The sequence below is a fragment of the Pseudomonas sp. SYWMCR5 genome (genome assembly GCF_057197165.1).
On the sequence record NZ_JBXUNH010000004.1, the window covers coordinates 264,915 to 279,570 of the forward strand.

Sequence of the window (14,656 nt, forward strand, 5' to 3'; positions counted from 1 at the left end):
CTGGTGAATAGGGATGAATGACCTACCGATCGATGGTTTCACGACGATCAACGAAAGCGCCGCGATGGTCCTGCTGGTCGACGACCAGGCGATGATCGGCGAGGCGGTGCGTCGTGGGCTGTCCCACGAGGAGAACATCGACTTCCACTTCTGTGCCGATCCACACCAGGCAGTGGCCCAGGCCATGCGCATCAAGCCGACGGTGATCCTCCAGGACCTGATCATGCCGGGTCTGGACGGCCTGACGCTGGTGCGCGAGTACCGCAACAACCCGGCGACCCAGGATATCCCGATCATCGTCCTGTCGACCAAGGAAGACCCGCTGGTCAAGAGTGCGGCCTTCGCCGCCGGGGCCAACGACTACCTGGTCAAGCTGCCGGACACCATCGAGCTGGTGGCGCGTATCCGCTATCACTCGCGCTCCTACCTCACCCTGCTACAGCGTGACGAGGCCTACCGCGCCCTGCGCGTCAGCCAGCAGCAGTTGCTCGACACCAACCTGATGCTGCAGCGGTTGATGAACTCCGATGGCCTGACGGGGCTGTCCAACCGCCGCCATTTCGACGAATACCTGGAACTGGAGTGGCGCCGCGCCATGCGCGAGCAGCAGCAGCTGTCGCTGCTGATGATCGATGTCGACTACTTCAAGGCCTACAACGACGGCTTCGGTCATCTGGCCGGTGACGAAGCGCTGCGCCAGGTGGCCGAGGCAATCCGCGGCTCCTGCTCGCGCCCAAGCGACTTGCCGGCGCGCTATGGCGGCGAGGAGTTCGCTCTGGTGCTGCCCAACACCTCGCCGGGTGGTGCACGGCTGATTGCGGAAAAACTGCGTCAGACTGTGCTCGCCCTGAATATTCCGCACAATGCCCCGCAATCCGATGCGCGCCTGACGGTAAGCATCGGATTGGCCACCCAGACACCGATGGTGGGCAGCCACTGTCGGCAGTTGATCTCTGCCGCAGACAAGGGGCTTTACCTGGCCAAGAATAGTGGGCGTAACCAGGTTGGCATTGCATGACGCGGTTCTGCATGAAATGAATCTGCACTTGCCCGCCCTCAAGGCTGAACGGCCTGATCGGCTTTGTTGTAGCTGAACGGTGAGTGGGTGAGCTGTTTCAGGTTCAGCGCCACTACCGGTACCCATATCCCGGTGTTGGCCTTGAACTTGGTCTGGAATGACTTGGCATTGTTGAGCGAAGCGCTGTTGCCGACCTTGTAGAAGAACGCCTCGATTGGCAGCTGGGCACCATAGTTCTGCGGCCAAAGATTCACCATCAACTCATTCCAGGCCGCTTTGATGTTCGGCGGTGGATTGCTGCGTACCTTGTAGCTGATCGCGAACTGTGCGGCATTCTGGGTACTCAGTGAGCATTGATAGTTTCGGTCGGGCAGTTTGCTGGAGTACGCATACCAGGTGGCCTCCGTTGTCACGTTTACACTGGCGCAGGTGCTGAGGTCTGCCGCTGCCACGCTTCGCGGTTTCAGGCCACAGCCCTTGCCAGAGCGAACGCCGACTGCCGTCGCTGCATCATAGGCGTAGATGCACAGGTACTCCATACCCTTGCCTTTTGCGGCAGCCTCGGCTTGCGGAAGGAAGATGAATCCTGCATCCCGGTAGAAATTGCTCACAACGGAATCGACGCGAAAGTAAGAGAAGGACACGGCACCCAGTTTAATTGCGGATGGGCTCGGGTCCCACGGGTTGAAGGGGCCGTCGTCCACTGAGCGAATGATGATGCCATTACAGTAGTAGGCAGGCAGATTTCCCGGGCAAGTATTTTCCCTGGCGTTGTAACGAGCATTCAGATTAGCGGCAATTCTTGAACCGGGGTCGGTACCGGTTTGTGTCACCCGAACGTTGAACGGCGGCGAGATGAGCAGCGGATTACCGCCGACACCGACACTGCCCGTGACCACGGCGGTACTTCCAATATCCTTGGCGATTTCGCTTCTGGGAATCTGGAACATCAGCGGTACATTGGGGGTCTTGACGACCTGAGTTTTTGCAAGCCATTCGCTGCGACCTTTCCAGCGCATGCCCACCGTATCGTTCAGCGTCATGGGCTTGTAGAGAAAGCTGACGGTGACCGAATCGCCAATGGCATCGACATCCACGGTGCTGGAACCGGAGTTGGGGAAGCGCGGGCGGTACAGTTCCAGTTGGGTCGCCGCCTGAGTCGATGACTGGATCGCCGCCACCGCAGGTGTTTCTGCCTGGTGAGTCTGGCAAGCGGTCATCGCCAGCAGCGCCAACAACAGAGCACTTGGGCCTATGCGGTAAGTACATGGCTTTACTGGCATTATCATCATGACTTCCTTGTTCGTGAGATAGAAGCGGTCATGGTGACGCTGACGTTAGTTTGGCGTGTACGCCAGCGCTCCACGAAATCAGAAGGGCGCAATAAAGTTGAGGGTGAGCAGGCTAATGACTTTGTTGTGCCCTCCGGGTATTAAGATTTTTTATCTTCTGATTCAAAAACCCGGACTTCGAGTGTTTTGCTGATCGAGAGCGGCTTCCCAGGAATACCTACGCTGGCCGTCAGTTTTGATGTCCATTTGTTGCCGAGGTCTGTTTTGACCACACCATAAGGAATGACGAACGTCATGACTTTCTCATCTTTCACTTTCTGCAGAGGCAGGTCGTACGTCGCATTCCCACGCCAGCGCATGCCTACTGTGTGGCCTTCCGCAATGTCGTCATACTCGAAGGTGACCTTGAGTTCTTCTCCCAACTTATCCAAATAGATCTTGTTATCCTTGAAGTCCGGAACCTCAGGGGGGTTGTATACATCTTCTTCAGTCGCTGCTTTAGTTACACTGTTCATTGTATGTCTCCTTGCGCAACTGCGCCTGACCTTGTCAATGTTGGTGGTGCCTGCAAGCTCATTAGTGCATAGGCTGTGGTACTTATCTACTGACAAAAATACTAGGTCGAAGAGGTTTGCAATCGACGTTCCCGCGCTCGCTCGTTACCCCCTGCCAGCGTTCGGTGCTGATCACTTTTGCCGAAGTGCGGCGCCCGACGGGTCTGCCGCCTTGGCTCGGACTGGGTTATACTCGCGGGCTTTTCACCGAATTCGTGCGAGTAGCCAGAAGCCATGGAAATCCAACCGATCCTGAACACCATCAAGGACCTCACCGAACGTTCCCAGTCCATTCGGGGGTATCTTTGACTACGATCACAAAGCTGATCGTCTGATCGAAGTCAACCGCGAGCTGGAAGACCCCAACGTCTGGAACAAGCCGGAGTACGCGCAGGCCCTGGGCCGCGAACGTGCCATGCTGGCGCAAGTGGTCGAGACCCTCGACAAGCTGTCCAACGGCCTGGTCGACTGCCAGGACCTGCTCGACATGGCGGTCGAGGAAGGTGACGAAGCTGCCGTCGGCGACGTTGTGACCGAACTGGAAGGCCTGGAAGAAAACCTTGCCCAGCTCGAGTTCCGTCGCATGTTCAGCGGCGAGATGGACATGAACAACGCCTACCTGGACATCCAGGCCGGCTCCGGTGGCACCGAGGCGCAGGACTGGGCCAACATCCTGCTGCGCATGTACCTGCGCTGGGCCGACAAGCGCGGTTTCGACGCCACCATCATCGAGCTGTCCGAAGGTGAAGTCGCCGGTATCAAGGGCGCCACCGTGCACATCAAGGGCGAGTACGCCTTCGGCTGGCTGCGTACCGAAATCGGCGTGCACCGCCTGGTGCGCAAGAGCCCGTTCGACTCCGGTGCCCGTCGCCACACTTCTTTCTCGGCGGTGTTCGTCTCGCCCGAGATCGACGACAAGGTCGAGATCGAGATCAACCCGTCCGACCTGCGCATCGACACCTACCGTTCCTCCGGCGCGGGTGGTCAGCACGTCAACACCACCGACTCGGCGGTGCGTATCACCCACGTGCCGACCAATACCGTGGTGGCGTGCCAGAACGAACGCTCCCAGCACGCCAACAAGGATACCGCCATGAAAATGCTGCGGGCCAAGTTGTACGAGCTGGAAATGCAGAAGCGCAACGCCGCCTCGCAGGCGCTGGAAGACAGCAAGTCGGATATCGGCTGGGGTCACCAGATCCGCTCCTATGTACTCGATGACTCGCGTATCAAGGACCTGCGTACCGGTGTCGAGCGCAGTGACTGCCAGAAGGTCCTCGACGGCGACCTCGACCAGTACCTGGAAGCCAGCCTCAAGCAGGGGCTGTAAACCGCACACCACCGCCGCGATACGAGGCCATGGGCCCGTATCGCGTGCCCTGCCCGACAGGGGCACCGAATACCTGATGGAAACAATGACGACATGAGCGACCTCAAGACCGAATCGCAAGACCTGCAACAGGAAGAAAACACCCTGATCGCCCTGCGCAAGGAAAAACTTGCCGCCGAGCGTGCCAAGGGCAACGCCTTCCCCAACGACTTCCGTCGCGACAGCTACTGCAACGACCTGCAGAAACAGTACGCGGACAAGACCAAGGAAGAGCTGGAAGCAGCCGCGATCCCGGTCAAGGTTGCCGGTCGCATCATGCTCAACCGTGGCTCGTTCATGGTGATCCAGGACATGACCGGGCGCATCCAGGTCTACGTCAACCGCAAGACCCTGCCCGAAGAAACCCTTGCCGCGGTCAAGACCTGGGACCTGGGCGACATCATCAGCGCCGAAGGCACCCTGGCTCGCTCGGGCAAGGGCGACCTGTACGTCGAGATGACCGACGTGCGCCTGCTGACCAAGTCGCTGCGTCCGCTGCCGGACAAGCACCACGGCCTGACCGACACCGAGCAGCGCTATCGCCAGCGTTACGTCGACCTGATGGTCAACGAGGAAACCCGCCACACCTTCCGTGTGCGTTCGCAGGTGATCTCGCATATCCGCAAATTCCTGATCGAGCGCGACTTCCTCGAAGTCGAGACGCCGATGCTGCAGACCATCCCTGGCGGCGCTGCGGCCAAGCCGTTCGAAACCCACCACAACGCCCTGGACATGGCCATGTTCCTGCGCATCGCGCCGGAGCTGTACCTCAAGCGGCTTGTTGTCGGTGGTTTCGAGAAGGTCTTCGAGATCAACCGCAACTTCCGTAACGAAGGCGTTTCGACCCGGCACAACCCCGAGTTCACCATGCTCGAGTTCTACCAGGCCTACGCCGACTACCGCGACAACATGGACCTCACCGAGGAGCTGTTCCGCGAGCTGGCGCAGTTGGTCCTGGGGACTACCGACGTGCCATACGGCGACAAGGTATTCCACTTCGGCGAACCGTTCGCGCGCCTGTCGGTGTTCGATTCGATCCTCAAGTACAACCCCGAGCTGACTGCCGCCGACCTGCAGGACGTCGACAAGGCCCGCGCCATCGCCAAGAAAGCCGGTGCCAAGGTGCTGGGGCACGAAGGTCTGGGCAAGCTGCAGGTGATGATTTTCGAAGAGCTGGTCGAGCACAAGCTGGAGCAGCCGCACTTCATTACCGAGTATCCGTTCGAAGTGTCGCCGCTGGCCCGTCGCAACGACGACAATCCGGCCGTGACCGATCGCTTCGAGCTGTTCATCGGTGGCCGCGAGATCGCCAACGCCTACTCCGAGCTCAACGATGCCGAAGACCAGGCCGAGCGCTTCCTGGCGCAGGTTGCCGAGAAGGACGCCGGTGACGACGAAGCCATGCACTACGATGCCGACTTCGTGCGTGCCCTGGAATACGGCATGCCGCCGACCGCCGGTGAAGGCATCGGTATCGACCGCCTGGTGATGCTGTTGACCAACTCGCCGTCGATTCGCGATGTGATCCTGTTCCCGCACATGCGTCCGCAGGCTTGAGTGAATTGAAAAAGCCGCCTCCAGGGGCGGCTTTTTCTTGCTTGGCTGTGTAGTGTCTGTACCGGCCCTATCGCGGGACAGACAATGAACATCCCCCAGACAGACACCGAGGTCCCCACCGTGCCCCCCGCAAACGCCCAGCAAGGCGCCGCCGGCGTAGCCAACGCCGTCGCCGAGAGCGTGCAGTACCAAGGTCGCAAGACCAGTCGCCAGGGCAGCGAGCAACGCCGCCAGCAGATTCTCGACGCCGCCATGCGCATCGTCGTGCGCGACGGTGTGCGCGGTGTGCGCCACCGTGCAGTGGCGGCAGAGGCCGAGGTGCCGCTGTCGGCCACCACCTATTACTTCAAGGATATCGAAGACCTGCTCACCGATACCTTCGCCCAGTACGTCGAGCGCAGCGCCGCCTACATGGCCAAGCTGTGGGCCAACACCGAGGTTGTGCTGCGCCAGCTGCTGGCCCAGGGCGACGGCAGCCCGCAGTCCCGTGCACGTCTTGCCGACGAAGTGGCGCGCATGACCGCCGACTACGTCACCCGCCAGCTGTGCAACCGGCGCGACTTCCTCATGGCCGAGCAGGCCTTCCGCCAGGAGGCGCTGCTGTGCCCGCGCCTGGCCGAGCTGGTGCGGGCCCACGAGCAGATCCTGCTGCATGGCGCGCGGCAGATGCTTCAGGTGGTCGGCTCGCGCCAGCCCGAGCAGGACGCCCTGGTGTTGACGGCCATCATCGAGCAGATGGAATATCAAGGGCTGCTCAAAGAAGCGAATGCCCAGGCCGATGGGCAGATGCTCGCTATCCTTACCCGTTACCTGCACCTGGTGCTGGCCGCGGTCTAAGGCGCAGCCGACCTTTTCAAGGAGAACCTGATGAAAGCCTGGCGTGTGCTGTTGTTGACCTTGTCGTTCCTGCTGCTGGGCGGGTGTCTGGTGACCTTCGACGAACCGCTGGCCAGTAACGAACCAGCCCCCAAGGCCTTGCTGGGCCAATGGAGCAGCAAGGACGCCTGGGGCCAGCCACTGAAGCTGACCATCAGCCGCGTTGGCGGCAACACCTACAAGGCCGTGGCCCGCGCCCAGGGCAAGGCGCCCGAGGATTACACCTTCAGCGTTTCGCGCCATGGCAATCGCTGGTACCTGTCGGCAGGCGTGCCCAAGCGCCTGGGCGGCAAGTTCCTGATTGGCGGTTTCGAAGTCGTCGATGGCAAGCAGTTGGTGCTCTACAACCTCGATGTCGAGCAAGTCCAGCAGGCCGTGGACAACAAGGAATTGAGCGGTCGCAGTACCGAGGTGCCCGAAGACAATGGCCCGGGCGTCCTGATCGACAGCCCCGCCGAGCGGGTGCTGGCCTATCTGGACGACCCCGCCAACTCCGACCTGTTCGTCGAGGTGGCGCGGTTCCAGCGGGCCGGCAAATAGCGGATACCGCGTACCTGTAGGAGCGGGCTTGCCCGCGAATAGGCCCTTGCAAGGAGTCTCCGTTGGACGAATACCAGCAAACCATCCGCACATTGTCCGACCGTATCGTCGCGGCCCAGACCCCGATCCGGGTGCTGGACGCGGTGAAATGGGACGACGGCATTCGCCAGGGTTTTCTCAAGGCCAAGGGCAAGGAGCCGCCAGCGGTAGACCATGCGTACTACCACAGCCGCCCTCTGTCGTTCGACTCCAGCGCGGTGAAGGCCGAGTTCCAGGCCATCGAGCGCGACATCATCCGCCAGCTCGGCCAGTTCAACCCGGTCGGGCAGATCATGAAGCGCATGTGCCGCGAGTACCGCATGGTGGTGCGCATGCTCGAGGCGCGCGGCACCGAGGATTTCGGGCTGATCTCCCAGGAGCTGTATGGCGCCGCCTCCGACGCCTTCCACGCAGGTGACCCGACCCTGGCCGACCTGGGGCTGATGCTCTCGGACTACCTGAACAACATCGATGGGCGTGGCGATCTGAAGGACGAGCCGAAAAACCTTACTGCCAAGGAAGCGGTGGAGATCCTCCAGCGCCGCCTGAACAAGGTCTTCGGCGAGGCGGAAGAAACCATCCGCGTGTTCGAGTCCGATGGCATCGTCGCCGATGCGGCGGCCGGTGCCGACTACATCAAGGTGCGTGCCGACGCCATGTTCAACAGCCGCGACGTCCGCGCGCTGGAGGTTCACGAAGGGCTGGTGCATGTGGGCACCACGCTCAATGGCCTCAACCAGCCGATCTGCACCTTCCTGGCCAAGGGCCCGCCCTCGTCGACCGTGACCCAGGAGGGCCTGGCCATCCTCATGGAGGTGATCGCCTTCGCCTCCTATCCCAGCCGCTTGCGCAAGCTGACCAACCGCACCCGCGCCATTCACATGGTGGAGCAGGGCGCGGACTTCCTGCAGGTATACGAGTTCTTCCGGGGCCAGGGTTTCGAAATGGCCGAAAGCTATGGCAATGCCAGCCGAGTATTCCGCGGCTCGGTGCCCAATGGTCTGCCGTTCACCAAGGACTTGTCCTACCTCAAAGGTTTCATCATGGTTTACAACTACATTCAGTTGGCCGTGAGGAAAGGCAAGCTGGAGCAGATTCCGCTGCTGTTCTGCGGCAAGACCACGCTGGAAGACATGCGCACCTTGCGCCAACTGGTCGAGGAGGGCCTGGTGGCGCCGCCGAAGTACTTGCCCGAACAGTTCCGTGACCTCAACGCGCTGTCGGCCTGGATGTGTTTCTCCAACTTCCTCAATCACCTGAGCCTGGATCGCATTGAAGCCGACTACGCGAACATTCTCTGAGCGCTGCCGCACCCTGTTGCTCGGGCTCGGGTTGTCTTGCCTGGCCGGTTGCAGCAGCCTGCTGTTCTATCCAGAGCCGGGCCAGCCGTTCACCCCCGAGCGCGCGCACCTGCAGTACCGCGATGTCACGCTGACCACCCAGGATGGCACCCGCCTGCATGGTTGGTGGCTGCCGGCCAAGGCGGGCGTCGAGGTCAAGGGCACGGTGCTGCATCTGCACGGTAATGGTGGCAACCTGGCCTGGCACCTGGGCGGCAGTTACTGGCTGCCCGAGCAGGGTTATCAGGTGCTGATGATCGACTACCGTGGCTATGGTTTGTCCCAGGGCACGCCGACGCTGCCGGCGGTGTACCAGGATATCGATGCTGCGCTGGGCTGGTTGGGCAAGGCGCCCGAAGTGCAGGGCAAGCCGCTGGTGCTGCTGGGCCAGAGCCTGGGTGGTGCGATGGCCATCCATTACCTGGCCGGCCATCCCGAGCAGCGCCAGCGTTTCAGTGCGCTGGTCTTCGATGGGGTGCCGGCGAGTTACCGCGACGTCGGGCGCTTCGCCCTGAGTACGTCGTGGATGACCTGGCCGCTTCAGGTGCCGCTGTCGTGGCTGGTGCCCGACGCTGACAGCGCGATCCACTCCATCGAACGCCTGGACAGCCCGCCCAAGCTGTTCTTCCACAGCATCGATGACAACCTGGTGCCCATGGCCAACGGTATCCGCCTGTACCAGCATGCCCCGCCGCCGCGCGTGTTGCAGTTGACCCGTGGCGACCATGTGCAGACCTTCGCCGACCCGACCTGGCGTCAGGTGATGCTGCGCTTCCTCGACGACCCCAGCCACTTCAACGGCCTGCGCCGATTGGCGGAGGTCCCGAACTACCCTGACGAGAAGAATGCGCAATGAGTGAAGAACGCAACGCCATCCCGCTGATCCTGACCGGTGTCGGCAGCATCATCGTGACGGTGGGTGCCTTGTGGTACTACGGCTACCTGCATTTCGCCAAGCCCGAGGATGCCCTGCTGCTGCAGGACTACACCATGCTCAAGACGATTCCGGGTGAGGACTACCGGGTTTCCCTCGATCCATCGCCGCAGGTGGCGCAGTGCGTCGAGGGTGTGCTGGTGTTGTTCGACACTCAGCAGAAGGGCCTGACGGGCGTGCTGGTCGATAACCGCAAGCGTGCGATCCGCTGCATGGGCCAGGACACGCCGCAGCAGGTACAGTGAATCTGATCTTGCGCACATGAAAAACCCGCCATCAAGGCGGGTTTTTCATATCGCTCACAGCGCGTATCAGCGAATCGCAGCACGTGGCTGGACCGGTTGGTTATCGTTGGAGATGGTCACCTCCACACGACGGTTCTGCGCACGGCCCGAGGCGCTGGAGTTGTCCGCGACCGGATACTCCTTGCCATAACCCTGGGCGACTACGCGGGATGGGTCGATGCCGGCACGCACCAGCGCACGGCGTACGCTTTCGGCGCGACGCTCCGACAGGCCTTGGTTGTAGTTCGCCGAACCGACGCTGTCGGTGTAGCCCTCGACAATCACCTTGCGCTCAGGGTTTTCCTGAAGGAAGTTGGCCAGGGTGGTGATGTTCGGCAGGGCGCTGCTCTTGAGGTCGGCCTTGTTGAAGTCGAACAGCACATCGCCGAAGGTCACCAGCGTACCGCGGTCGGTCTGCTTGGCGTTGAGGCTGTCCTGCAGTTTCTTGATCTGCGCGTCGCGGGCCTCCAGCTTGGCCTGGGCGCGTTGCGCCGCAGCGTTTTTGATATCGGCTTCTGCGGTGCGCAGGGCGATGGTCTGCTTGGCGACTTCGACACGCTGGTTGGTCAGGTAGGCCAGTTGATCGACCTTCTTCTCATCTTCGCGATCCATGTAGGCCTTGTCGGCCTTGTTCAGCCAGTCCTGGGCGTCCTTGGTCTCGAGGGCTGCCAGCTTGCTCGACTGCGGATCGCTCTGCAGCGCCGAGAAGTTGGTGCGGGCCGATTCGAGGTTGGCGTTCGGGTCGTGCGAGCACGCAGCCAGACCGACGCTCAGGGCCAACAGGGCAGGGATCATTACGTAATTGCGCATAGTGTTCATCCTTTGATCGATAACGAAGGCAGGGGAATACCGGGCAGGCCTCACTGGGCGCTGCGCAGGCCTTCCTCACGTACGTCCTGAACGCCTTGGCGGGCATCCTGCACGGCTTTCTGGGCCTTGGCTGCCTGTGCCTTGCGCTCGGCGACGCGGGCGTCCCATTCGGCCTGTTCGGCCAGTCGCTTGGCTTCGTCGTACTTCTTGTCATGCATGGCGATTTCCGCCTGCTTGAACTTGTCTTGCGCCGCTTTCATCTCCACGGCGGCAAACTCGGTGCCGCCTGCGCTGACGGCAGAGTTCACGGCAGACTGGGTCACCGCGTACTGCTCGGTCGGCGGGTTGCCAGCACAGCCAGCCAGTACCAGGCTGCTGCCAAGCGCCAGCGCGGCCAGCTTGAGCCCGCGCAGAGAGTTGGACGGGAATTTTTCGGTGCGGGTCTTCATGGTGGTCAACTCCATTGGATCACTCCTGATAACGATGTCCGTAGCAGTCCATCGCTCCCTGACATACACATGTGCTCGAGTCCAAGGCCAAACACCATGCGTGCAGGGTTTTTGCGTGATGGCTATTGGCTCCGACTTGAGCGTTTTCAGAATAGTTCAGAAAAAGTTGCGTAGGCTTCGTAATTATTTCTGACTGGTCGGTCAGTACTTTTCCTACGGAACTATTGCCGCGCGGGGCAGTATTCGTTGGCCTTCCGGCTCAGGCGTCGCGCTTGGGAAGCGGCTGGCTCAGGTCCTGCAGATGCCGCCGCGACAGGCTTAGGAAGCGTGGCGTGGGGCCGATATCTTCATACAGCGGATCACCTTCTTCATCGGTGGCGATCACCTGCTGGCCCTTCACGTAGGGGAAACTGGCTTCGAGTTCTTCGAGCGCGGCGGCGACCAGCTCGCCGAGCAGTTCTTCGGTGGTGCGCTTGGGGTACATCTCGACCAACGCGGCCAGGCGCGCCTCGGATTCCAGGTCAAGGTGCAGGTGGTGCCCGGTGGGGCTGAGGGTGCCAGCGGCGTTCTGTTCCCAGTGTTGTGCGAGCTCGCGGATTTTCATGATGACCTCTGTAGAACCGTGACATGAGCTGTGAGGGCCGTCTCTTCACTTTAGTTGCATTGGCCGATCCCGGCTTGCCTTGCGGGGGCGCCTGTGGGCACTCTTGGAGCAATGACCTGGGCGGCAGCGCGGGTGGACCGCGCGATAAGGAGAGCCAATGACCGATATCGATGTGCGCTTGCGTGAGGATGTCCATCTGTTGGGTGAACTGCTGGGCGAGACCATCCGCCAGCAGCATGGCGAGGCATTCCTGCAGAAGATCGAGGATATTCGTCACAGCGCGAAGGCCGATCGCCGTGGCGCGGCCGAGCAGTTGAGCTCCACGCTTGGCGATCTTGCAGACGATGACCTGTTGCCGGTCGCCCGAGCCTTCAACCAGTTCCTCAACCTGGCCAACATTGCCGAGCAGTACCAGTTGATCCATCGCCGTGGCGCCGACCAGCCGGCACCATTCGAGGACCGCGCATTGCCCGAGTTGCTGGCGCGGCTCAAGCAGGCCGGGCACGCCGACGATGCCTTGGCCCGGCAACTGGCCAAGCTGGACATCCAGCTGGTACTCACCGCCCACCCCACCGAGGTGGCGCGGCGTACGCTGATCCAGAAGTACGACGCCATCGCCGCGCAGCTTGCCGCCCAGGACCATCGCGACCTCACGCCGGCCGAACGCCAGCAGGTGCGCGAACGCCTGCGTCGGTTGATCGCCGAAGCCTGGCACACCGAGGAGATTCGCCGCACCCGTCCAACGCCGGTCGATGAGGCCAAATGGGGCTTTGCGGTGATCGAGCATTCGCTGTGGCAGGCGATTCCCAGCCACTTGCGCAAGGTCGACAAGGCGTTGTTCGAGGCCACGGGCCTGCACCTGCCGCTGGAGGCGGCGCCAGTGCGTTTCGCCTCGTGGATGGGCGGCGACCGCGATGGCAACCCCAACGTCACCGCCTCGGTCACCCGCGAGGTGCTGTTGTTGGCACGCTGGATGGCGGCCGACCTGTTCCTGCGCGATATCGACTACCTCGCCGCCGAACTGTCCATGCAACAGGCCAGCGACGCCCTGCGCGCCAAGGTGGGTGACAGCGCCGAGCCCTACCGCGCCTTCCTCAAGCAACTGCGTGATCGTCTGCGTGCCACCCGGGCCTGGGCCCATGCCGCATTGGCCGGCCCGCAGCCTGCAAGTGCCGAAGTGCTTGTCGACAATCGCCAACTGATCGAGCCCTTGCAGCTGTGCTATCAGTCCCTGCATGCCTGTGGCATGGGGGTGATCGCCGATGGTCCGTTGCTCGACTGCCTGCGCCGGGCGGTGACCTTCGGCCTGTTCCTGGTGCGCCTGGACGTGCGTCAGGATGCGGCCCGGCACCGCGACGCGCTGTCGGAGATCACCGAGTACCTGGGGCTCGGGCGTTATGCCGAGTGGGATGAAGAACAACGTATCGCCTTCCTCCAGGCCGAGCTGAAAAACCGCCGGCCGCTGCTGCCCGCCCACTTCCAGCCCCAGGCGGAGACCGCCGAGGTGCTCGCCACCTGTCGCGAGATCGCGGCGGCGCCCGCGGCTTCTCTGGGCTCCTATGTCATCTCCATGGCGGGCGCCGCCTCCGATGTGCTGGCGGTGCAATTGCTGCTCAAGGAGGCCGGGCTGACCCGGCCGATGCGCGTGGTGCCGCTGTTCGAGACCCTTGCTGACCTGGACAACGCGGGCCCGGTGATGGCGCGCCTGCTTGGCTTGCCCGGTTATCGCGCCGGGCTGCACGGGCCGCAGGAGGTGATGATCGGTTACTCGGACTCGGCCAAGGATGCCGGTACCACGGCGGCAGCCTGGGCGCAGTACCGGGCGCAGGAAAACCTGGTACGCATCTGCCGTGAACACCAGGTCGAGCTGCTGCTGTTCCACGGCCGCGGTGGCACCGTCGGCCGTGGCGGTGGCCCGGCCCATGCGGCGATCCTTTCCCAGCCGCCAGGGTCGGTGGCGGGGCGTTTCCGCACGACCGAACAGGGCGAGATGATCCGCTTCAAGTTCGGCCTGCCGGGGATCGCCGAACAGAACCTCAATCTCTATCTGGCGGCGGTGCTCGAGGCGACCTTGCTGCCGCCGCCACCGCCCGAGCCTGCCTGGCGCGAACTGATGGACCAGCTCGCCGCCGATGGGGTGAAGGCTTATCGCGCGGTGGTTCGCGAGAACCCTGATTTCGTCGAGTACTTCCGTCAGTCCACCCCGGAGCAGGAACTTGGGCGCCTGCCGTTGGGCAGTCGGCCAGCCAAGCGCCGGGCGGGCGGCATCGAAAGCCTGCGGGCCATCCCGTGGATCTTCGGCTGGACCCAGACGCGCCTGATGCTCCCTGCCTGGCTGGGATGGGAAACCGCGCTGGGCAATGCCCTGGCGCGTGGCCAGGGTGAGCTGCTGGGGCAGATGCGTGAGCAATGGCCGTTCTTCCGCACTCGCATCGATATGCTGGAGATGGTGCTGGCCAAGGCCGATGCGGAAATTGCCAAGGCCTACGACGAACGTCTAGTGCAACCGGCGCTGCTGCCTTTGGGGGCACATCTGCGCGACCTATTGTCGCAGTCGTGCCAGGTGGTGTTGGGCCTGACCGGCCAGCCGGTGCTACTGGCGCACAGCCCGGAGACCCTGGAATTCATCAGCCTGCGCAACACCTATCTGGACCCGCTGCACCGCCTGCAGGCGGAACTGCTGGCGCGTTCGCGGGTGCGCGAAGCCGCTCTGGACAGCCCGCTGGAGCAGGCCCTGCTGGTGACCGTGGCCGGTATTGCCGCCGGTTTGCGCAACACCGGCTGAGGCCGTCGGGCAGCGCCGCACCGGGTTGTACGGTGGTGCAGCCGGGGGATGCATCGGGGTAGGTTGCGATGGGTGCAACCTGCTCGGCAGAAGGGCGCCAGATGGGCGTTCGTGCAATTTTGGAACGCTTGTCTGGCTGCCGGGCGCTGTGTATCTTGAGCAGCCTTTTGACCGATTTTCCGGTCTGATCCGATTTTCCGGACTT

The 14,656-nt window shown here is 62.4% G+C and carries 14 protein-coding genes; 9 read left to right on the forward strand and 5 right to left on the reverse strand.

The annotated features are described in order from the left end of the window. Positions 1 to 13 precede the first annotated feature (13 nt). Positions 14 to 1,018: a response regulator gene (locus AC2CGW_RS13830; RefSeq protein WP_288374438.1), complete on the forward strand. Its 1,005-nt coding sequence runs from the start codon at positions 14 to 16 to the stop codon at positions 1,016 to 1,018. Between the two features lie 38 nt (positions 1,019 to 1,056). On the opposite strand, the gene AC2CGW_RS13835 is transcribed toward AC2CGW_RS13830, so the two are convergent. Together AC2CGW_RS13835 and AC2CGW_RS13840 are read right to left on the reverse strand one after the other, a co-directional pair. Further along, positions 1,057 to 2,256, reverse strand: a complete 1,200-nt coding sequence (locus AC2CGW_RS13835; RefSeq protein WP_186720680.1) for a hypothetical protein — start codon at positions 2,254 to 2,256, stop codon at positions 1,057 to 1,059. 194 nt (positions 2,257 to 2,450) lie between these two features. After that, on the reverse strand, positions 2,451 to 2,825 hold the full coding sequence (locus AC2CGW_RS13840; RefSeq protein ID WP_288374441.1) for a hypothetical protein: 375 nt from the start codon (positions 2,823 to 2,825) through the stop codon (positions 2,451 to 2,453). 273 nt (positions 2,826 to 3,098) lie between these two features. Here AC2CGW_RS13840 and prfB point away from each other — a divergent pair. From prfB to AC2CGW_RS13875, 7 genes are all read left to right on the forward strand, one after another. Next, positions 3,099 to 4,194, forward strand: a protein-coding gene (gene prfB / locus AC2CGW_RS13845) for a peptide chain release factor 2 (RefSeq protein ID WP_186668670.1) whose coding sequence is annotated in 2 segments (ribosomal slippage) — positions 3,099 to 3,170 and positions 3,172 to 4,194 — 1,095 coding nt in all. Because the reading frame shifts where the segments join, the coding sequence is not laid out codon by codon here. 93 nt (positions 4,195 to 4,287) lie between these two features. Further along, on the forward strand, positions 4,288 to 5,790 hold the full coding sequence (gene lysS / locus AC2CGW_RS13850) for a lysine--tRNA ligase (RefSeq protein ID WP_054895070.1): 1,503 nt from the start codon (positions 4,288 to 4,290) through the stop codon (positions 5,788 to 5,790). 84 nt (positions 5,791 to 5,874) lie between these two features. Then, positions 5,875 to 6,627 (forward strand): TetR/AcrR family transcriptional regulator, encoded by a 753-nt coding sequence (locus tag AC2CGW_RS13855; protein ID WP_186710640.1) that lies wholly within the window; start codon positions 5,875 to 5,877, stop codon positions 6,625 to 6,627. 30 nt (positions 6,628 to 6,657) lie between these two features. Further along, on the forward strand, positions 6,658 to 7,206 hold the full coding sequence (locus AC2CGW_RS13860) for a LolA-like protein (protein WP_186668666.1): 549 nt from the start codon (positions 6,658 to 6,660) through the stop codon (positions 7,204 to 7,206). A gap of 62 nt (positions 7,207 to 7,268) precedes the next feature. Further along, complete coding sequence (locus tag AC2CGW_RS13865) at positions 7,269 to 8,546, forward strand: flavohemoglobin expression-modulating QEGLA motif protein (protein ID WP_186668664.1); 1,278 nt, start codon at positions 7,269 to 7,271, stop codon at positions 8,544 to 8,546. Further along, positions 8,518 to 9,441 (forward strand): alpha/beta hydrolase, encoded by a 924-nt coding sequence (locus tag AC2CGW_RS13870; RefSeq protein ID WP_288374443.1) that lies wholly within the window; start codon positions 8,518 to 8,520, stop codon positions 9,439 to 9,441. The genes AC2CGW_RS13865 and AC2CGW_RS13870 overlap by 29 nt, the downstream gene beginning before the upstream one ends. Further along, entirely contained in the window at positions 9,438 to 9,764 is a 327-nt protein-coding gene (locus AC2CGW_RS13875) for a PA3694 family proteiin (RefSeq protein WP_063543336.1), read from the forward strand. The genes AC2CGW_RS13870 and AC2CGW_RS13875 overlap by 4 nt, the downstream gene beginning before the upstream one ends. A gap of 66 nt (positions 9,765 to 9,830) precedes the next feature. On the opposite strand, the gene lptF is transcribed toward AC2CGW_RS13875, so the two are convergent. The 3 genes from lptF to AC2CGW_RS13890 form a co-directional block, all read right to left on the reverse strand. Continuing rightward, positions 9,831 to 10,613: a lipotoxin F family OmpA-related lipoprotein LptF gene (gene lptF / locus AC2CGW_RS13880; RefSeq protein WP_186668660.1), complete on the reverse strand. Its 783-nt coding sequence runs from the start codon at positions 10,611 to 10,613 to the stop codon at positions 9,831 to 9,833. Positions 10,614 to 10,663: 50 nt separating this feature from the next. Next, the gene (locus AC2CGW_RS13885; protein ID WP_054895063.1) at positions 10,664 to 11,077 is read right to left on the reverse strand and encodes a DUF4398 domain-containing protein; all 414 of its coding nucleotides are present in this window, start codon (positions 11,075 to 11,077) and stop codon (positions 10,664 to 10,666) included. 244 nt (positions 11,078 to 11,321) lie between these two features. Next, a complete protein-coding gene (locus AC2CGW_RS13890) occupies positions 11,322 to 11,666 on the reverse strand; it encodes a pilin assembly protein (protein ID WP_186710644.1) in 345 nt (114 codons plus the stop codon). A 157-nt stretch (positions 11,667 to 11,823) separates the two neighbouring features. On the opposite strand from AC2CGW_RS13890, the gene ppc reads away from it, so the two are divergent. Next, positions 11,824 to 14,451, forward strand: coding sequence for a phosphoenolpyruvate carboxylase (ppc, locus tag AC2CGW_RS13895; RefSeq protein WP_288374447.1), 2,628 nt, complete (start codon positions 11,824 to 11,826; stop codon positions 14,449 to 14,451). Positions 14,452 to 14,656: the final 205 nt, after the last annotated feature.